Source organism: Vibrio sp. MOR3 (assembly GCF_001557775.1).
In the GTDB taxonomy this organism is placed as follows: Bacteria; Pseudomonadota; Gammaproteobacteria; order Enterobacterales; family Vibrionaceae; genus Vibrio; species Vibrio jasicida.
The window spans coordinates 184108-203367 of the sequence record NZ_LNRD01000006.1; the positions used below are offsets into that span (position 1 = coordinate 184108).

Below are 19260 nucleotides of genomic sequence, written 5' to 3' on the forward strand. Positions count from 1 at the left end.
GCAAGAACTCCGAGGAGATGCTCCATATTGTATGGTTATCCTCGATAAGGTTAGCTATGATAACGCAACTAATTCTCATTCATTGGTTTAAGATGCTTTCCCAGTTGCACAATATTATTACTCGTCGGAGAGCCCCTTCTCTACACCAGAAAATCTTCGCTTACTCTAAGCAGGTCACACCTTATCTAAGTGGAAGCTATGGTTCTCTGAGCAGCAAAAGTATCGCGATGACCAATGATAAGAGTCATATCGAAATCAAACGCGTTTACGATGGTCTAGCGGCAAATCACTCTGAAGCTGGTAAAGCTTATTGGTTAACTCGAACTTGGGATCTAGTGTGTTGGCAGCCCATCTATGTCACTTTCGTTTCTATTTACGGCCTCCACTCTCTACCTGATATCAAGAATATTGGTCAATTTAGGTACAAAGAGTTCGTCACAGGTTATCGCTTCTTTAACGGTGACCATCAACACGGTTCACCCGAGGAACTGATACCTCAGGCTGGTGCAGCCATACTTGCACTCACCGAGTTTTACCGCAGTCAGATAACTGAATGGACACGTATCCGACCAGGGTTCACCAACCATTTGTTAGCGGATCTACTGCTAAGCAGTTTGATCAAATTGCAGCAGCATGAGCCAAGCCTAACCAATGATTACATCACCGAGCAAGCCAAGCTTTGGTTAGAAGCATGCCAATTACCGGACAGTCATTTAGACAGCCTCAAGGTCGATGCTAATTCAGGGATGCTTAGGCTGATAAGAGTCAGCTGTTGTCTAGTCTACAAATGCGACTCTGGAAAGTATTGCGACGATTGCCCAAGGCTCCCAGAAAACAAAAAAATCGCTTAATATCACCATCTATTATTAAAGAGCAGCAGAGAGCATTTGCTTTTATCAGCGGCTTTATTGGTCGGAGACAGGACTGACATGTTTCAGCTTTCAAATATCAAAATCGTTCGTGATGAGCGAACCATTCTCGCAATCGACGAACTTTCTATTCCGACGAATGAGCTCACCGTAGTTCTTGGTCACAATGGTTCTGGTAAATCTACGCTGGTTAACTTGCTCTCAGGGCAAATGGCCCCAGACCACGGCACAGTGAAGTTAGACGATACCTCTCTTTCTGCCTTCAAAAGCAAAGACCTAGCCAAGAAGATTGCTTATTTGCCGCAAAAGCTCCCTGCTTCTGCAGGCTTAACGGTAGCCGAGCTGGTTCGTTTAGGGCGCTTTCCTTGGCGGGGAGCGTTAGGTCGTTGGAACTCTGAAGACAAATCCATCATCCAACAAGCAATGGAGAGAACGGGCGTCGCCGAGTTTTCACTGGCATTAGCAGACGATTTATCCGGCGGTGAACGCCAGCGTGCTTGGGTATCGATGTTGCTTGCGCAGCAGTCTCCCGTATTGATCCTCGATGAGCCAACATCAGCACTGGATGTTCATCACCAATTCCAACTGATGGGTTTACTGTCAGAGCTGAATAAAAAAGAAAACGTTGGCGTGGTCGTGATTCTGCACGACTTAAACCTTGCTCTGCGTTACGCGACATACATCGTTGCTCTGAAGAAAGGTCAGATAGCATTCGAAGGCAGCGCCGATAAGTTACTCGATGAACAAGCACTGTCTGCACTGTATGAGTCCCCGATTCGACTGATCGACCACCCGGTTCCAGCCAACACTGCCGCAAGTGAGAAGGTAGCGGTCGTCTGCGAATAGCTCAGTTTATTGAGCTAATCTACTGAAAAATCAAAATGCCTGTAGACAAACGCACTCGATCTAACTCTGCAGGCTAATCTCGATATTGAATCTCTGTATTCATTCGAGATGAGTGTTCCTTCAAAAATCACTCTGCATTCAGACTCGTCATATAATGCAGAAACGCCATCACAACCAAAAAGACTACCACTTTTGTGAGAGCTTGATTCAATTCCCCCTAACCTAATAGTTGAAAAATACCTTTCTTGAGCCATCAGAATTTGAAAAATCACACGAAGTAAACAATAGTTAACGTGATGCATATCGATTAAATGAGAAATGATCGTGTAACAAAACCAAAAGAAACACGATACGGTTAATGACAACGTCGGGTGAAGCCTTCAATGGATCATGAACAAATTAGTATCCAAGTAATTGATGAAATTCTGAATTTGAACGGAAGCGCTCTGCTCAATAGAGTAACACTGGATCTTCATCAGCAATTTCAAAGCCACTGTACATGTGTGGTTGAGATAGCGCATCTCCAGCATTGCGCGGTTACGCTTTCTCATTCGAGTGACGGAACCATTACTGATAACATCAGTTACGGGCTCGCCGGTACACCTTGTGAAAAAGTGGCACAAGACATTGGTGAAATCATCTTCTATCAAGAAGAGGTCTACCGCCTCTTTCCTGAAGACCAAATGTTTCAAGATGCTGGTATCCAAGCTTATATTGGACTGCCTTTAAAAACCCATGCTGGAGAGGTGCTAGGGATTTTGCTCTCAACCTTTACCCGAGCGGTTGGAGAATCAGAAGCAAAAAACATCATTGAGCATCACCGCTTTTTTTCTAACGTCATTATCCATAGCCTACGTGAAAAATGGATAAGTGAACGGTCAGACAAACTTCTAAACCAGCTGAGTTATGAGGTTTCACACGACAACTTAACCGGCCTACTCAACCGAAGTTGCCTAGCGGATACACTTGAAACCTTAACGCAACTCGCTAGCCGTCCTTTTAGTCTTGCCTACCTAGACATCGATAACTTTAAATCCATCAATGACATTAACGGCAATTACATCGGTGACCAGATCATCAAGTTTACAGCCAATGCCATACAACAAAGTCTCACCTCTCCGAATAATGCTTTTCGTGTTGCAGGTGATGAGTTTGCCTTCATTACTTACGATGAAGATCCCGTTGCGGTATGTCAGGAAATTTTGGACAAGATAGAATCAGGCTATGTCGACAAATCCAATCGCATATCTTTCACAGTTAGCATTGGTATAGCTCGTGCCCCTGTCCACATGCTCAATAGCGATGACTTGATACTTAACGCGAGTTTGGCGCTAAAAGACTGTAAAAAGCATCGTGATACGCGAATTCAGCACTATGACACGCATTTAAGCGCGTTGTACCACCGTCAAACACAATTGATAGAAGCATTGCGAGACCAATTACGCTTAAGCATCGATGAAAACGAAGAACTCTATGTTGTGGTTCAACCTATTGTCGATATCACCAGTGACCGTTGGGACTACTTTGAAATATTGGCGCGTTGGAAAAGCAGTACTTATGGCAGCGTCTCCCCAGTCGAATTTATCGAGGCTGCTGAACAATCCGGTTTGATCATTGAACTAGGCGAACGCATCGTTGAGCTAGCCTGCCGAGCAAAACAAAAGCTCGAAAGAGAGTTGGGTTACACCGTAAAGCTGTCGGTTAATTGTTCTGCTTATGAGCTGGTCGATTCCAATCGCTATATAAACTACTTAACTAGAGTATTGGAGAAATACAATCATCAAGCTTCAGACTTTGTTATAGAGCTCACGGAGACGGTTCTGTTATCACAAAGTGGCAGAGAACAGATGGTTTTAAACTCACTTAGATACCTTGGATTCAAAGTCGCACTCGACGATTTTGGCACGGGTTATTCGAGTTTAAACTACATCCATAACTACCCGATTGATAGCATTAAAATCGATGCAACGTTTGTTCGCAACATGCTCGCTAATACCACATCAGAGCAAGTGGTTTTACTGATTGCACAATTGGCACAATTACTCGACGTCGACTTGATTGCAGAAGGGGTCGAAGACGATCGAGCATTGCAGAAGCTGATTGAGATGGGCTGTCATCATATTCAAGGATACTTCTATTCCCGACCACACAGCGTCGAAGAACTGGTTTCGATCATCAATGACAAACAAGTAAAAAGCGCATAAAAAAGACCAAACAATGTTTGGTCTTTTTTATTCAATTAGAGAACGGCTTTCTCTTTGTCTTTAAGCAGCTTATCCATTTCATTCCGGTTCGCTACAAACGTTGCCATCTCTTTCTTCGGAACCGAACTTGCCATCGGGATATTAGCGCGCATTGCGTTCACCGGACGACCATATTCAATCAATTCGTAATGAAGGTGCGGACCAGTCACACGACCCGTTTTACCGGATAGACCGATACGCTGTCCACGTGAAACTTTCTGGCCTTTCTTAACCAGTATTTTACTCAAGTGCAGATAGCGCGTTTTATATTTACTGCCATGCTCAATCACCACATAGTTACCCGCATAAGGGTGTTTACGTGTCATGATCACCGTACCATCACCTGTCGCTTCTACAGGAGTACCAATAGGCACAGCCCAGTCGGTACCATTGTGAGGAGCAACGCGGCCGGTTACTGGGTGTAGGCGGTTCGGGTTAAAGCCAGAACTAATACGCCAGCTGCGGCTAACAGGGTATCGTTGGAAGGCACGCTGTAGGCTTTCACCTTTCGCATTGTAGAACTGTCCATCAGTATGAAGGTAAGCCGTCACTTCACGGCCACGGTTGTAGATCTTAATCGCTTCAATTTCGTTTTTACCCGTCGATACGCCATCAATACTTTGAGAGCGACGCACAACTTCAAAACGATCGCCAGCACGCAAATCTTTACCGAAGTTCACTTGCTCTTTTAGCAGATTAACCACTTGGCTGATTTCAGCTGAGCTTAAACCCAAACGATTTGCAGAAGAAGAGAAGCTACCTTGAATCACACCAACAAGAGGCTCTTGGTGCCATACACCTGGAATGGAAATATCAGAGAAGTCGTAGCTACCATCGCTATTGCGTTGATAAACCACTTTGTCTGCAATAGAGAATTGCAGCTCCATTTTATCGAGTTCACCCGTCGATTCATCACGCCAAAAACGCAGTGTGTTACCAGGTTTTAACGTATCAAGGGCAAGGAAGTTTAAATCCGTTTCCATCACTTTCATCAGCGAACTGTAGCCGAGGCCTAATTGACTGAAGATGGTACTCAGGTTATCACCTGCTTGGATTTGATATTCAAAATTGGGTGGCGTGACAACAACAGCTGTCTTCGCATCAAGAATTTTTTCAACAACCTGCGACTCTGGCAGGTTTAAAGCGATGGTTTTGGTAAGGGAAGACTCTTTGAGAGAGTTGGAAACACCAATCGCAACTAATACTGGCAAGGAGTACAACAGTAGCGCTTTACGACTTGTCAGATTCGGCAACCGTCTTGTTGTAATTTCATTTGTAGACACGGGAATTACTTCCTCCTTTATAACAAGGCTCATAGCTTATGCATTCCCGCATAAGAAATCACTAGGTAATTACGAGATCTAGCGCAGAAAACACTTATTTTTTACAGAAGACAAAAAAATTCATTACTGTTGCATATGTAGGTCATTACCTACACGCTTGAGTGTCTTCGATATCAATTGTTCTGGTTGTTCTGCCATCGCTTGATCTTCACCGTGTTCTAAGTAAGACAATGATATGTGTTTGTCGTCTTTCCATTCGAGTTTCGACATTTGAATTCGATCACCAACAAACACACTATTGATCAGTACAACACGACTTGGTACGGGGTCGAACTTAAACAAGCCCAGGTAATAAAATGCCCCTGAACCTTGTGTCGTCACGATCACTGGTGCGGCAACCCATGTAGTCTTACCAATCTCTCGCTTAGCAATAAAATCAGTCGGTACAAGCACAGACCCTTTCGTCGCACCAGCATCATAATCCCCTTTTAAGTTGCCATGCTCTTTGTCCCACTCTTGCAAGAAAGTGACCGCCCCTTGCTCTGGGACTTGGACAGTCCATGGGTTTCGTGACTGAATGCCCAATACCTCTTCAACGATTGGGTTGGATTGAGTCTGCACTTGGGGGAATTTCGCCATGATCTCATCATCTGAGAGACTGAAGCGATATATACCAGCGATGATCACAACAGCAAGCAAAACAATCGGGATAAGAAGAATGAGAGGAATGGGTAAGATTCTTTTACGAGCCATGAAGACTTCCTTGTGTTCTTGTTCTCTTAATTATGCTCGAAGTATATACCAATTCACCCATGAAGACCTCAACGCCTACTCGTTCGATTTGACTCAAGTGTTTCAAAATTAAACTAAACTGTTTGATGAGCAACCAATTGGGGACAACGATGACAAAAATCACCCACTCTTGTGAATGCGCCTGCGGTCTAGTTCAACTACGCTGCACCGCAGAACCTATTCGTACTTCCGTCTGTCATTGCTTTGAGTGCCAAAAACGCACGGGAAGTGTATTCGGCGTTCAAGCCCGCTTCAACAAAGACCAAGTCATCCTCGATGGTGATGTCACTAGCTATACTCGTGTTGCTGACTCAGGTCATCAAGTTCAATACGAATTCTGTCCAGCATGCGGCACGACAATGCGTTTGAAGCTATCAGATGCTCCCGAGTACGCCGTGATTCCTATGGGGTTATTTAACGATAAGGAGTTTCCAGAGCCTACTGTCTCTATTTATGAGCAACGAAAGCACGGCTGGGTGAGCTTTGATTGCACTATGGAACACATTAGCTAAGCATCTCTTTCAACAAACATGGCACTAAACAATCTAAATTCAAGAAAAGCATTCAACAAAAGTTGAGATTTTATTGAGAATGATCAACCGAGTTTTCGCAGAAGTACTTTCGTTCCGCGCTATGAGCGCTATAATCTGCCCCTAACATTTAGTGAGGTTTTATTGTGATTTCCAGACTTCCTCGTTGGGTGGAATATGGCGCGTTTTTGCTTGCTCTTCTCGCAGGCTGCGTCAATGCCGTGGGTCTCCTAGGCTTTCAACATCAAGCGATAACACATCTTTCCGGAACCGTAACTCAGCTAGGGAACAGCTTATTAACCGATGCAGACAGCACTATTCACCTGCTCTTCATCGTATTTAGCTTTTTGATTGGTTCAGCGTTTAGTGGGTTCTTTATCGAAAGCAGTGCACTTAAACTCGGTCGTCGCTACGGCGTTGCACTCTGTATTGAAGGCAGCCTGTTACTTCTCAGCTTAGGCTTCCTAGTTCAAGGCAATGTTTATGGTCAGTATCTTGCTTCTGCTGCGTGCGGCTTGCAGAACGCTATGATCACCACCTTCAGTGGAGCAGTGGTTCGAACAACACACATGACCGGAATTATTACCGATCTCGGCATTATGATTGGTGAAAGCTTGCGTGGTCGCCAATTTGACCGTCGTAAAGCCAAGCTGTTTATCTTTATCTTCTTCGGCTTCTTGTTAGGTGGTACTGCCGGCGCAATGCTGTTTAATTCGTTTGAGCTTTATGCATTAGCGTTCCCAGCGATTTTGGCTTTCATCATTGCTATCGCTTACTGGAGTTATCTTTTCCTTATTAGTCGTAAACAAACTGCTTAATGCGATTGTGGCGGTTTAAGCATTTGCCTTAAACCGTCTCCTCTTATTCTTTTCTTCATATTTGTCTTTTACTTGAAAGACGCCACTGGTTAATCTTAACCAGTGTTTTATCCTTCAAATCCATAAATTAAGTAGTACTACTAACAGAAAACATCGTGATCGCCTTGAGATCCTAATCACATTTGCTAGGCTTTTTATTGCTCGAGTCACACTGTGCTTCATCATAGTCTGTTAACAGCGGCTCACGTGCTACAATTTTCTAACACAGGCAACAAATTCATATACAAGATTCTAGTTAAGTGCAGTTTGACCATAAAAACGGCTGAATAACTAGATGTATTTAATGAATAGTATTGCAATGGATGCAGTTTGCGGGTAACCTCCGCACACTGTGATTAAATACGGATGTTTAGTGAATATTTATGTCATGGAATATGGCGAGTATTGACTAGTAGTAACACGAGACAAAACATGCATAACAACACCAATGCTGCTGAAGCACCTAAGGGCAACTTTTGGATGTTCTTCATCCCATCCCTAATCGGTCTTCTACTTTTCATGGCACCAATTTCTTACGATGGTAGCCTGACAATTCCTGTCGCGGTAATGGCAAAAGTCATTCCTGCAGTTCTTGGCGATACCTTAATTGCTATCGTAACGGCAATTGTCGCTTTCATGGCTCTAGCTTCTGTTCTTTGCAAAATTTTTAAGCCAGCAGCAATCCTACGTAATGGTTTCTTAAACGGTCTATTTAACCCTTCCCCACTTTGGTTAATCGTTCGACTATTTGGTGGTGCAGCGGTTCTGATGACGTTCTTCCAAGTGGGTCCTGAAGCGATCTGGGAAGAGAATACTGGCGGTTTAGTTCTGACTGGTCTTCTACCAACACTGTTTGCAGTATTCATTTTTGCAGGCCTACTGCTTCCTCTACTGCTCAACTTTGGTCTGCTTGAGCTATTCGGTGCGCTACTAAGTAAAGTGATGCGTCCGGTATTTAACCTTCCAGGTCGCAGTGCAATCGACTGTATGGCTTCTTGGTTAGGCGACGGCAGTGTGGGTATCCTACTGACAAGCAAACAGTACGAAAACAACTTCTACACCCAGCGTGAAGCCGCAGTTGTAGGTACAACTTTCTCTGCAGTATCTATCACGTTCAGTTTGGTTGTTCTTGCTCAGGTTCAATTAGAACATCTATTCCTGCCTTTCTACGGCGCAATCTGTTTAGCAGGTGTTATCGCGGCTATCATCATTCCTCGCCTACCGCCATTGAGTCTAAAGAAAGACCGCTACATGGATGGCAGCGAGCCTAAGAAAGACGCAGACGCAGTACCTGCAGGTCACACAACTTTCTCTTGGGGTATGGACCTTGCGCTAAAACGCGCTGGCCAAGTGACTTCTGTACAGTCGGTATTTAAAGAAGGCGTACATAACGCAATCGACATGGTCTTTGGCGTACTTCCTGTCGTTATGGGTCTAGGTACAATGGCATTGATTATTGCTGAATACACATCGGTATTCGAAATCCTAGGCCAGCCATTTATCCCTTACCTAGAACTACTGCACATTCCGGAAGCAGCGGCTGCGTCTCAAACGATTGTAGTGGGTTTTGCAGACATGTTTATCCCAGCGATCCTAGCGGCTTCAATTGATAATGAAATGACGCGCTTCGTGATTGCAGCGATGTCAGTAACTCAGCTTATCTACATGTCAGAAGTAGGTGCACTGCTTCTAGGCAGTAAGATTCCGGTAAACATCGTGGAGCTGTTCGTTATCTTCATTCTACGTACGTTGATTACGCTTCCTGTTATTGCCGGTGTTGCTCATCTGATTTTCTAAAATCGCATTTTTTAACAAAGGCTCCGCATTGTCGGGGCCTTTTTTGTATTTGTCGTTCACCTTTGTTATTTCCGTTCCAACTTCGCTCCCCCTTCCTGACAAGAATCAATATAAAGACATCTAACTTTCAACACAAAGTTATAAATATCACTTTAAATTCATTAATTTAAATGAGAAAAACAATCTCGTCAGACTTGTTTATATAAGGCTCAATGATACTATTCTTATGTTTTTAACAGTTTAATGACAAAGTCTTACAAAGAAGATCAATCTCACAACTTTTGAACACGACCTGACAATTGTTAAGAAATTAAACAAATCGCCTTCAGGTTTCTGACATATCTGTCGATAACAAGATTACAAACACAATAATGTGTTCACTTCTGCCGAATGTACCCAATAAATAAGAGGTACAAGCAGAGTAAACCAGCCGGGAGACTCGAGAGGGAAAGTATGAAATTCAGACATAAAGTTGTCACCGCCTCCTCAATTTTATTGCTTGTGACTGTGGCATTGCTGTCGACACAACAAGTTATGACCATTCGTTCGCAGATCGAAGAAAACATCGACACGAGCGTTAGTGAGATCCTATCTAGTGTGGGGAACACGGTAGAATCTGAAATAAGTGCAAAGAAAGAACTCGCTCAATCCATGACCGAGATTCTAGAAATTAATCCAACTGATCACGACTACGTGAAAGAAGTGCTTGAAAAACCAATGCCAAAATCAAGCTTCTTGGCAATCGGTTACGCGTACGACAATAACGGTTTCGTGATTGAGAACGATGACAACTGGGATGCTACGCCTGATTACGATCCTCGAGTTCGTCCTTGGTTTGTCTCAGCAAAAGCACAAGGTAAGCTTGTCGTCACCGATCCCTACGTGGATGTTTCTTCTAAGAAAGTGATCATCTCTATCGGTACCCCAGTTCGCGAAGCTGGCCAGTTTTTAGCAGCCATGTTCTATGATTTGGAGCTAACAACCCTTTCTGACTTAGTCAACCAAGTAAACCTATTCGATGCGGGTTACTTATTCCTTGTGACCGCTGACGGCACAACCATTGCGCACCCAGAAGCAAAGTACAACGGTGAAAAGCTATCTAGCTACCTACCACAAGTCGAGCTAACGTCAGGTGCTCAACATATCGAGATGAACGGCGACAAGTATATGGTCAGCCTAACTCACATTCCGAGTGAGAACTGGTATGTGGGCGCGGTTGTTGATGAAAGCATTGCTTACTCAGCAATCGATACTCTACGTAACAGCGCCATTATTTACTCTTTGATTGCCGTAATTGCATCAATTATCGCGCTTACTCTTCTTATCCGCACCTTAATGCGCCCTCTTGATGAGCTGAACAGTGCCATCCAAGCGGTTGCCTCAGGCAAAGGCGATTTGACTCAACGTTTGGACACCAATACTGACCAAGAATTCTCTGAGCTCGCAAAAGGCTTCAATACCTTTATGGAGAACTTGCAGCATCAAATCATCGAATCGAAAAGCATTTCTGATCAGATCTTAAGTGGTACGCAAATCACCGCAGAAGGAGCGAAAGATTCCGCCGTAGCGATTCAGACTCAGCTGCAAGAACTTGAGCAACTCGCAACAGCAATGCACGAGATGTCAGTGACGGCGACAGAAGTCGCTAACAATGCGCAGGGTGCAGCAAGTGCGGCTAAAGAAGCGGACGATGCGACCGTGCAAGGATCTTCCGTTGTAAATGAATCGACTGAGACGATCAACCTGCTTTCAGACAGCATCGACCAAGCGGTCGAAGAGGTGCAAGGTCTTGAGTCGGCGACAGCAAACATCGAGACGATTCTTAAAGTGATTAACGACATCGCAGACCAAACTAACCTACTGGCACTAAACGCAGCGATTGAAGCTGCACGTGCGGGAGAGTCTGGTCGTGGCTTTGCCGTTGTTGCGGATGAAGTTCGAACACTGGCACAGCGCACGCAAGAATCTACTACAGAAATTCGCAGCATGATTGAACAGCTTCAATCGGGTGCATCTTCTGTTGCAAGCGCAATGCATCAAAGCAAATCTAGTGCCGTAGAGGCCGTCGAGAAAGCTGAATTTGCGAATGGCGCATTACAACGTATTCGTGATGCAATCCAACGCATCTCAGACATGAACCTGCAAATCGCCTCCGCTGCCGAAGAACAAAGCTTGGTTGCCGAAGAAATCAACAACAACACAGTCAACATAAAAGATTTATCGACTCAAGTTGCTGACTCAGCAAACCGCACTAATGAAGCCATGCAAGCACAGCATGACGACGTTCGTAAGCAAGATGAGATTTTAAACCGATTCACGGTATAGCCTCTCCTCTTAACGAACCACAATCTTCACCAAGCAATAGCAAAACAGCGAGCCAAACTGCTCGCTGTTTTTTTGTTTTCTTACAAAGCCACATGTATATAGCGATCTTTCGAACGCTTGTAATAAAAATCATCCACTTTCAGGTAGGTAAAATTGCCAATCTGAATGTAGGTGCTGCGTGGTGGAATGTGTTTGTAATGGTAATAGTGATGCTTTGGTCGCTTGTGCTTCACCACCACAACCTTTTTGTGTTTATGCTTATGTCTGTGCTTATGATGATGGTGGTGATGCCCATGATGATGTCCGTGCTTGTGGTGATGTTTAGGGTGCGCGCTCGCTTCAGCACTGAACATCCCCAAAGAAAGCATCATTCCAACGACTGTGAAAGAAAATCGCTTAGACACTCGGTTCCCCTTTACTTTATAACTTGTTAGTCATCATAAAGAGAGTGGTCGCAAGCCATGTCAGCCTGTGGCGAGACAGTTTCACCTCAAGGTCAAATATCATCACGATTTATCAGGCAACGGTCAGGCCATACACGCCGTTGATGCAGTCCTCACAATTCTGCACAAAAAAGCCGCTTGACCAATTATGGACAAGCGGCTTTCTAGATTCAATTTGTGTGTTCGTAGAGTCGATTTAGACCGCTTGAGCGAACAGCAAGAAACAACCGAATAGGAAGATCATGCTCATACCCATCGCACCGCCACCAGCTTCGTACACACTGTTGTCTTCTACAGGAACACGACGCACTTTCATGGTCATCGATAGTGGAACAAACACCGCTAGGAATACAAGGATGATGCCTGCGTAGCTAAGGATCGCTAAGAAGTGCTCTGGAGCAAATACCGCGCCAAGCAACGGCAGAATAAACGTCGTCACGAATACCACTGGCTTACTTGCTTTTAGAAGGTCGGCATTTTGGTCGTAAAGCGCCATTGCCACACCCAAGAAAGACGTCAGCAGTGCCAAACCAGTAAACATAGACAGAATGAACTCAAGACCTGTGTACTGTTGACCAAGAACAGAGATCAACTCAGACACGTTTGAGAACTGGATAAGTTCGTGTGGTGGCAAGTTACCCACTACTGCAAACAACCACAGTAGGTAACACACAAGAGGGATCGTCGAGCCAACAATGATCATGTTGCGCAGTTGGGTCTTGCTCGCTTCTTTGTTGTAAGTCACCAAAGAAGGAATCACGACCATGAAGCCAAAGCTTGTGAACAGAACTGAGCTTTGTTTGATCAGCGCCATTTTGTCTGCGTTTACGACTTCACTTAGACCTTCAAACGATACGTTTGGCGCAAGAGAGAATAGCGTAAGAACAAGCGCGACAATCATACCGATGAATAAGCCACGGTTTAGCTTATCAACCACACCTGTACCTGCAGATACGATTAGACCAACCAAAACGGTAAAGCCAACTTGGCTAGAGATAGTAGAAAGTGGTAGGCCCATTGACGCAGTCACTTTTTGTACCAAGTCACCAGCACCGATGATGTACGCCATCAAAAGACAAACAAGCAGCGCGTACAAAAGACCGTTAGTAACAAACTGACCGCCTTTACCAAGGGTTTCACGAGCAATCGCGTTCATGCTAACGCCACCACCTACTTTACAGCTTGCTTCCAATAGAAGAAGTGCAGCGTAAGTTGTACCCGCCCAGATGAACAGCATAAGAAGAGTGCCCCAAAGGAGGCCGAATTGAGCAAGCACCATTGGTATAGCAAGCATACCAGCGCCAAGAGCAGTACCTGCAACGATCAGGGAGCTGCCGACAAGTTTTAGGTTCACGGTTAATACCTCTAAATTTAATCCGTTTTGTTTTGACTTATCGTGCTTTTGGTTCGAAGCACGATCTACGGAAACTCCCTACTTTGCAGCCAATGAATTCGATGCTAAACAGCAATTCAGGATGCAAGAAGCCTAGACTCAAGACGGATCTATCCTGTCTGAGTATATTGGGGATGTAGGGAATCATTTCCGGGCAGAGTTCGACTAACGGAATGTCTCACTTTGGGTTCGAAGCAAAATCAGCGCATCCTTTTTCGTCAATCCCATTCTCTGCTGAATGGATTTGGTTCGAAAGGATTGTAAGGCATAAATAGGACGATTGAAAAGCAAAAGCTCCATCTTATAGCCATATATTTTAACAACTATCAGTTGATGCAACAGATATGTTGTAAAACCGCCGATTATTTAGTCTTTTGTTGTTATAAAGCTTAAGAAGTGAGCTTTGACGCTCAATTTTTGAGGTGTACATGAAAATGTACACTTTGTTGAGAGGTGTTAGAAACCCGGAACATAGCTTAGATTCAGCAATATCGTTATTATTCGCTCCGTACCGACACGTTTCGGTTCACATACCTCTAAACACTGATTTACGGTTCGAAAATATAGGTAAATGAGTGTTCCGAATGCTGGGTTTGGTTCCCCAGCATTTGCATCCTTTCTTTAAATTCCTTCAGTGCTTTTATTTCACACAATTGGCTTTGTGGGATTTCGCTCGTTCATGCTTTTACTGCTCACGTTCATGTTGTTACAGCTCTCCATACTTTACAGTTATCCATGCTTTACAACGAGCAACGCTTTCAACCGATCACATTTCCTTGTCTAGTGCGTCAATGATGTAAGTGAGTGCTGCAACCCCCATGTCGGCCACTGAGCGCTCTATCAGGCTCAAATTCTCATAGGTTTGATTCAGCTCAGTCTGGTCAAGATCGCATCGATGCAAAAACAGCTCTTTATACTTCATCAACCTTTTCTGTGATTCTCTGGTTAACCATGTCATATCCAAGCGACTATCACGGCTGCGATTGCGAATTTCATCAAGCAATTGTTCTAAAACGCGTTGCATTTTGCGAACGCTTACTTCACCAGAGATTGATTTATAAAGCTGATATTTTTCCATTTTCTGAAACTGACTGAAATTTAGTAATTTTTTTGTGGAACGTCATTCTTATCGCTATATCAACTTGGGTAAATACGAGGTGGTTAAACTGGTCCGGATATTGCGTGCTTCAGGACAAAACTGTCCTTTAAGGAGCGCCTATGCATGTAGACCCACTGATTGAAGTACTGATCGCTCGACGCAAAGAGAGAGGTATGTCGCGTGAGCAAATGGCAAAAGTCGCAGGGATGAGCGAAAAGACTTATCAAAGAATTGAGAGAGGCGAATCGGATTTAAAACTCTCACAATATCGCTCCATTCTGCGGGCTCTCAACCTAACAGATTTGGATGTCGCCCTCGATGCTAGAGGGGTCGGTAACATTTCTGCAAGCGATGTTGCTTCAGCAGCGAGATTACTGTCACCAGAAGCACAATCCATGCTGACCAAGCTGATCTTCTTGGTGTTAGAACAGAAAGCCAACGAAAGCAAAAGCTCAACGAGAGCATAAAGTCGTGCCCTAGACTCCTCGGTCAAACAAAGCTATGGTGAGCTAAACTTAAAGATTAGAGCTTCGGTACTCCAACCATGGGGGAAAGCATTATGAGAAGCATCTGGGTCATGATTACCTCCATTCTCTGCTTGCTGGGCGCGACAAGTCTGTCTGCACAGCCGCAAGCTAAACCCGCGGTAAAACCGATCACGCAACCGGGTAACAAACACGATTTGCGCCCTGTGAATCGCCCTCATAGGCCAATCAAGCCGCCCCACTATAATCGGCCACCTTATTACCGCCCGCCCTACTACAGACCACCCTATTACCATCGACCTCCATATGTCGTTAGGCCACCGCGTTACCATTCCTCGTTTATCTATGTGAGACCGGGTTATTGGTATCCACCCTATCGTGGACGTTATTACTATTATCATAGCGATCTCGTTGGCATAGCGACTTTCGCCATTTTTGCAGGCATCACCTATGCCATCGTTCAAGACTCGTATTACCGTAGGAATGGAGACCGCTATGATTACGTCCGTTACCCACCAAGCGGTAACTACACGATTGTGAATGGAAACACCATCACGACGTCTTCTTCAACGTCGTCAAACTATGCGCCATCGTCGTCAGGGCAAGTGCTATCTTCTTCGCCAAGTTCGAATACGCCGCGAGTCACCCATGTGGTTCCGGCGACAAAACCTGAGCCTAGCCCTTACAAGCTTGGAGAGATCGTAGATTCACTGCCTCACACGAAAGAAACGGTCGTCGTCGACGGACAGAGCTATTTCAAATACAAAAATACTTGGTTTGCGCCACTTAGAGCCGAACGTAAGTTTGTTGTGGTGGAATCCCCGTTGTAGTGCTTTATGTCTCATCCAAAACGAACTAAACCCGCACGCTGCGGGTTTATGTTTGTTTGTAGATTGTCGTTTGAGTCACTAGCTTCTCAATAGAGCGCTTCGAACTCTGGAATCCTCGCCTTACCTCTCAGTAATAAGAAGTTCAAGAATCTGCTTGTCGACGTAGTGAGTATCTTCTCTTCATCCACATTGTGTTTCTCCAGTAAAGCAATCGCCAAGTCTAACTTGGAGATCTCTTCGCAGAAGTGAGCATCCGATCCTGTGCTGAAGTAAACGCCAATCTCATTGCCAAGCTCGACAATGCGATCACAACGGGAATCACTGCCCTTGCGGCTTTTGCCTGTCAAAGATGTATTGTTCACTTCAATTGCAACATTGTGTTCTTTGGCACAGCGCAACACTTGCTCCATATCGAATGGATAGTTCGGATTACCCAAGTGGCCCAGAACATCCACTCTGCCGCTTTTAATCGCATTGATCAGGGCAGCGGTATGTTCAGCTTCGGTCGCGGGCTTGAATACGGGTTCATGGAAACTCGTAATCACCCAGTCAAGATGTTGGTCAGAGGACGGTGGCAAGTCTATCTCCCCTTTCACATTCAGCGTGTTGGCTTCTACGCCACGGAGAATACCTACATCGTGTAAAAAGCGGGGCAAAATTCTTTGATTGTTGAAATACCAGTAGTGAGGGGCTCCTGGCATCTCGGGAGCATGATCGGTGGTACAAAGAAGTTTTAGCCCCTTATTCTTAGCAGACAATGCGTTCTCTAAAATGGTGCTGTAAGCGTGTCCACTGGCAATAGTATGGGTGTGGCTATCAATCACGATATCCATGGTGACCTCCTGAGATTGTGGACGAACTATCGAATTTCGAACGAACCGTTTTGATTGAGGAACAACGATAAGTCAGCAGGAATCGAATGATTCAACACTTTATCAACGTTGACCGCATCCGAACGCAAGTAGAACTCCAAGGCGGCTTCTGGATCTGTACCACCACGGATCTTACGATTGACTAAACGCTCTTGTAGAAACTCCGCTTGGGTATCAATAAACACCGTAAAATCAGCCAAGCGATGCAGTTCTTTCCATACCGGTTCATCTAGCAACAACCAGTTGCCCTCGACGACGACAATATTGCGGTTAACTTGAATGGCATCATCAACTGGATCATGCAGGTTGCGATCGTAGTAAGGCCATTTGCTGTCTTTCACTTTAAGCTGTTTCAGCTTGTCGATAAGCTCGGTGAGATTGAACGTCTCGTAAGAGCCTTTAATGCTGCGCAGAGGAACAATTTCACCATTACGTTCAATGGTGTTGCTGTCGAGGATTTCGTTCGGGTAATGAAAACCATCAAAAGGCAGAACCTGAAGTGGCTCTTGGTTTTCATCTTGTTCAGAGAGGTGTTCCCAGAACGCAGCTAGGGTCGACTTACCGCTGCCCGGAGGGGCACACAAGAACACAACAATGCGTTCCTGCTTCTCATGATAAAGACGGGTAAATTTTTCGATAAGAGGTTGATGGATTCGCTTTACGTCGGCATCGGGAAAGGTAGCTTCGGTTTCAAAACCACTGACGTTTAAATTCACTTTCATGGTGAACCCTTATTGATTGATCTCCCCTTCGATTCTTTCTATCAACATTTCACATGACAGCTTCAACACTGTTTTGATGAGAGATTCATATCTCATTTGCGAAAAGGACTCAAACGAAGAGAACTTAAGCTGATTGATCGACTCAAGATAAAAGCTGTCTTGCTGAGAAGAGAGTACCGCTTGGTTTTTGATGAAGTCGTAAATTACGTCATCCGCAAATTCGACTTTCTCCGGTTGGCTAACCACGTACTCCAAGACCTGATCGTACAATCCGATATCGGCGTAAGTTTCCAAAGAGATTTTGCCCATCGCAAACATCAGCTTCGATACCACATCGGTCGTCACCAACGGACCATCTTCTTTCAATAAAGGATCCACAGCATACTCCTTCACTAGATCGTCTTGGACGAACACGCTCGGAAGTAATGCTTTTAACTTGAGGTTAATTATTTTGTTAGAAACCTGAAGAAACGCCGTGGCATTTTCGCACTCGTCCAGTTTCTCCAGTAATTCGTCTTCACGTGACAACGTATTATGACCTCTCCATTATGTGGCAGCGCAAAGGCTACCACACAAATTCGTTGCAACTAAACCGTTAAGCTCACGTCATAAAACTCAAGTAACGCTTTTTCTGCATGTGCGTTCCACACATAGTTATTCGCGTTCAAAATTGCGTCTAATTCGGCGAAGAACGGGTCTTGGTCTGCCAACGATAAGAAATCATCAATCGCGGTCAATGGCAGGTCGATGTGTGGGTAAATCAACTTCTTACCACCCGGAATATCCAGTTGATTCAGAATCGTATGTGGCGCAGCTTGCAGACCACCAACGTGGGTGATCATGAACGATGGATTGATCTTACCTTGTGAAGACAAGTCGATAGATTCAACCATGTCGCCAGTCGAGCCACCAGATGTGCCAACAATGTGCGTTGATTCGTAATGCACGTTGTAGAAGTTAAACGGTACTTTGAATTTTTTATCGGTAGGGCCTGCGAAGAAGTTTAAGCAGCCATCGTTACCCAACAGCTCATCAGCTTGCTCTAGCACTTGCGATACCGCTGCATACACCATCACATCGTCGTAGCCTTTGCCATCGTTCAGCGCTTTCAGATAAGTCACAGGATCATCAACTTGAGCGGTGTTCACGTAATGCAGTTCAACGCCTTGTTCTTTTGCTTTTTCAACCGGGATTAAGCACTCTGCTCGGTCTAAGCGCGCAGCGTCGATGTCTGTCACCACAATCAGTTTTGGCTTCACAGGTCCGTTAATCGCGTAGTCAATCGCGCCAATGCCCATTGGGCCAGCACATGCAAGTAGCGCTAATGCTCCGCCCTCTTTGATGCCCATATCGTGCTCGTACACGTATTGCGTAGTGTGGTAACTCGCATGGTAAGCACCGATGATGCATGACATTGGCTCAGCCAAAGACGCATCTGCAAAGTAGTCACCGTGGTAAGGCAGCACACAGCCTAAATCGATAGCGATTTTAGGAATGATGGAATACGTTGCGTTGCCACCAAAGGTTTCGTAGCTGTAACCCGCCGAGTAACCACTAGGCAAACCCATTGCTGGTTGCAGTACAAAGTAATCGCCTGCTTTGTATTGGTCTTTTAGGTTCTCACCGACTTCAACAATCACACCTGCGTATTCATGACCCGTCATCACTGGCACTTCATCAATGTTCTCAGGTACGCGTTTGTGTTTGCTACCCAACAATGCTGCTTTGTAAGTGGACAGGCAAATGCTGTTTGAAATGTTTTTAACCAGAAGTTCATCGGCTGAAATGCTTGGCAAATCAAAGGTTCTTAGTTGAACGTCTTTCTCGCCACAGATAACCGCTGCCGTTGTTTGTACCATGATCTCTCTCCTAAA

18 protein-coding genes are annotated in these 19260 nt (G+C 44.8%); 9 read left to right on the forward strand and 9 right to left on the reverse strand.

Annotated features, from left to right (window positions below):
• The first annotated feature begins 92 nt into the window (after positions 1 to 92).
• From ATB76_RS14175 to ATB76_RS14185, 3 genes are all read left to right on the forward strand, one after another.
• Entirely contained in the window at positions 93 to 851 is a 759-nt protein-coding gene (locus ATB76_RS14175) for a siderophore ferric iron reductase (protein ID WP_061035574.1), read from the forward strand.
• A 78-nt stretch (positions 852 to 929) separates the two neighbouring features.
• The gene (locus ATB76_RS14180) at positions 930 to 1715 is read left to right on the forward strand and encodes an ABC transporter ATP-binding protein (protein WP_061035531.1); all 786 of its coding nucleotides are present in this window, start codon (positions 930 to 932) and stop codon (positions 1713 to 1715) included.
• A gap of 383 nt (positions 1716 to 2098) precedes the next feature.
• Positions 2099 to 3919, forward strand: a complete 1821-nt coding sequence (locus ATB76_RS14185; RefSeq protein WP_038875444.1) for a bifunctional diguanylate cyclase/phosphodiesterase — start codon at positions 2099 to 2101, stop codon at positions 3917 to 3919.
• A gap of 35 nt (positions 3920 to 3954) precedes the next feature.
• Here ATB76_RS14185 and ATB76_RS14190 read toward each other — a convergent pair whose 3' ends face one another.
• Positions 3955 to 5241: a peptidoglycan DD-metalloendopeptidase family protein gene (locus ATB76_RS14190; RefSeq protein ID WP_038865290.1), complete on the reverse strand. Its 1287-nt coding sequence runs from the start codon at positions 5239 to 5241 to the stop codon at positions 3955 to 3957.
• A 123-nt stretch (positions 5242 to 5364) separates the two neighbouring features.
• Positions 5365 to 5994 carry a hypothetical protein gene (locus ATB76_RS14195; RefSeq protein WP_042600018.1) on the reverse strand — a complete coding sequence of 210 codons (630 nt, stop codon included), beginning with the start codon at positions 5992 to 5994 and terminating at the stop codon, positions 5365 to 5367.
• A gap of 149 nt (positions 5995 to 6143) precedes the next feature.
• On the opposite strand from ATB76_RS14195, the gene ATB76_RS14200 reads away from it, so the two are divergent.
• The 4 genes from ATB76_RS14200 (at position 6144) to ATB76_RS14215 (ending at position 11542) form a co-directional block, all read left to right on the forward strand.
• Positions 6144 to 6545, forward strand: coding sequence for a GFA family protein (locus tag ATB76_RS14200; RefSeq protein ID WP_039974901.1), 402 nt, complete (start codon positions 6144 to 6146; stop codon positions 6543 to 6545).
• 164 nt (positions 6546 to 6709) lie between these two features.
• Positions 6710 to 7381, forward strand: coding sequence for a YoaK family protein (locus tag ATB76_RS14205; RefSeq protein WP_038865287.1), 672 nt, complete (start codon positions 6710 to 6712; stop codon positions 7379 to 7381).
• A 471-nt stretch (positions 7382 to 7852) separates the two neighbouring features.
• On the forward strand, positions 7853 to 9217 hold the full coding sequence (locus ATB76_RS14210) for a YjiH family protein (protein ID WP_042600020.1): 1365 nt from the start codon (positions 7853 to 7855) through the stop codon (positions 9215 to 9217).
• A gap of 453 nt (positions 9218 to 9670) precedes the next feature.
• Positions 9671 to 11542, forward strand: a complete 1872-nt coding sequence (locus tag ATB76_RS14215; RefSeq protein WP_042600021.1) for a methyl-accepting chemotaxis protein — start codon at positions 9671 to 9673, stop codon at positions 11540 to 11542.
• Between the two features lie 80 nt (positions 11543 to 11622).
• Here ATB76_RS14215 and ATB76_RS27280 read toward each other — a convergent pair whose 3' ends face one another.
• The 3 genes from ATB76_RS27280 to ATB76_RS14225 form a co-directional block, all read right to left on the reverse strand.
• The gene (locus ATB76_RS27280; protein ID WP_081094915.1) at positions 11623 to 11946 is read right to left on the reverse strand and encodes a hypothetical protein; all 324 of its coding nucleotides are present in this window, start codon (positions 11944 to 11946) and stop codon (positions 11623 to 11625) included.
• A gap of 235 nt (positions 11947 to 12181) precedes the next feature.
• Positions 12182 to 13339: an aromatic amino acid transport family protein gene (locus tag ATB76_RS14220; RefSeq protein WP_009706178.1), complete on the reverse strand. Its 1158-nt coding sequence runs from the start codon at positions 13337 to 13339 to the stop codon at positions 12182 to 12184.
• Between the two features lie 805 nt (positions 13340 to 14144).
• Entirely contained in the window at positions 14145 to 14456 is a 312-nt protein-coding gene (locus tag ATB76_RS14225) for a hypothetical protein (RefSeq protein ID WP_061035532.1), read from the reverse strand.
• A gap of 140 nt (positions 14457 to 14596) precedes the next feature.
• Between ATB76_RS14225 and ATB76_RS14230 the strand changes: the two genes are divergently transcribed.
• Together ATB76_RS14230 and ATB76_RS27285 are read left to right on the forward strand one after the other, a co-directional pair.
• Positions 14597 to 14944, forward strand: a complete 348-nt coding sequence (locus ATB76_RS14230; protein ID WP_061035533.1) for a helix-turn-helix transcriptional regulator — start codon at positions 14597 to 14599, stop codon at positions 14942 to 14944.
• A gap of 92 nt (positions 14945 to 15036) precedes the next feature.
• Complete coding sequence (locus tag ATB76_RS27285; protein WP_081094916.1) at positions 15037 to 15792, forward strand: hypothetical protein; 756 nt, start codon at positions 15037 to 15039, stop codon at positions 15790 to 15792.
• An 86-nt stretch (positions 15793 to 15878) separates the two neighbouring features.
• Here the strand turns inward: ATB76_RS27285 and ATB76_RS14240 are convergent, their stop codons facing one another.
• The 4 genes from ATB76_RS14240 to ATB76_RS14255 are packed head-to-tail and all read right to left on the reverse strand — an operon-like array spanning position 15879 to position 19245.
• Positions 15879 to 16625 carry a phosphatase gene (locus ATB76_RS14240; RefSeq protein ID WP_061035535.1) on the reverse strand — a complete coding sequence of 249 codons (747 nt, stop codon included), beginning with the start codon at positions 16623 to 16625 and terminating at the stop codon, positions 15879 to 15881.
• A gap of 26 nt (positions 16626 to 16651) precedes the next feature.
• Positions 16652 to 17386 carry a nucleoside/nucleotide kinase family protein gene (locus ATB76_RS14245; RefSeq protein WP_005435524.1) on the reverse strand — a complete coding sequence of 245 codons (735 nt, stop codon included), beginning with the start codon at positions 17384 to 17386 and terminating at the stop codon, positions 16652 to 16654.
• 9 nt (positions 17387 to 17395) lie between these two features.
• A complete protein-coding gene (locus ATB76_RS14250; protein WP_005435522.1) occupies positions 17396 to 17914 on the reverse strand; it encodes an MltR family transcriptional regulator in 519 nt (172 codons plus the stop codon).
• Positions 17915 to 17973: 59 nt separating this feature from the next.
• Complete coding sequence (locus ATB76_RS14255; protein WP_045372536.1) at positions 17974 to 19245, reverse strand: zinc-binding dehydrogenase; 1272 nt, start codon at positions 19243 to 19245, stop codon at positions 17974 to 17976.
• Positions 19246 to 19260: the final 15 nt, after the last annotated feature.

Coding starts and splice junctions, on each gene's coding strand:
- ATB76_RS14175 (WP_061035574.1), top strand. CDS start 93: ATGCTTTCCCAGTTGCACAATATTATTACTCGTCGGAGAGCCCCTTCT.
- ATB76_RS14180 (WP_061035531.1), top strand. CDS start 930: ATGTTTCAGCTTTCAAATATCAAAATCGTTCGTGATGAGCGAACCATT.
- ATB76_RS14185 (WP_038875444.1), top strand. CDS start 2,099: ATGGATCATGAACAAATTAGTATCCAAGTAATTGATGAAATTCTGAAT.
- ATB76_RS14195 (WP_042600018.1), bottom strand. CDS start 5,994: ATGGCTCGTAAAAGAATCTTACCCATTCCTCTCATTCTTCTTATCCCG.
- ATB76_RS14200 (WP_039974901.1), top strand. CDS start 6,144: ATGACAAAAATCACCCACTCTTGTGAATGCGCCTGCGGTCTAGTTCAA.
- ATB76_RS14210 (WP_042600020.1), top strand. CDS start 7,853: ATGCATAACAACACCAATGCTGCTGAAGCACCTAAGGGCAACTTTTGG.
- ATB76_RS14215 (WP_042600021.1), top strand. CDS start 9,671: ATGAAATTCAGACATAAAGTTGTCACCGCCTCCTCAATTTTATTGCTT.
- ATB76_RS14225 (WP_061035532.1), bottom strand. CDS start 14,456: ATGGAAAAATATCAGCTTTATAAATCAATCTCTGGTGAAGTAAGCGTT.
- ATB76_RS14230 (WP_061035533.1), top strand. CDS start 14,597: ATGCATGTAGACCCACTGATTGAAGTACTGATCGCTCGACGCAAAGAG.
- ATB76_RS27285 (WP_081094916.1), top strand. CDS start 15,037: ATGAGAAGCATCTGGGTCATGATTACCTCCATTCTCTGCTTGCTGGGC.
- ATB76_RS14240 (WP_061035535.1), bottom strand. CDS start 16,625: ATGGATATCGTGATTGATAGCCACACCCATACTATTGCCAGTGGACAC.
- ATB76_RS14245 (WP_005435524.1), bottom strand. CDS start 17,386: ATGAAAGTGAATTTAAACGTCAGTGGTTTTGAAACCGAAGCTACCTTT.
- ATB76_RS14255 (WP_045372536.1), bottom strand. CDS start 19,245: ATGGTACAAACAACGGCAGCGGTTATCTGTGGCGAGAAAGACGTTCAA.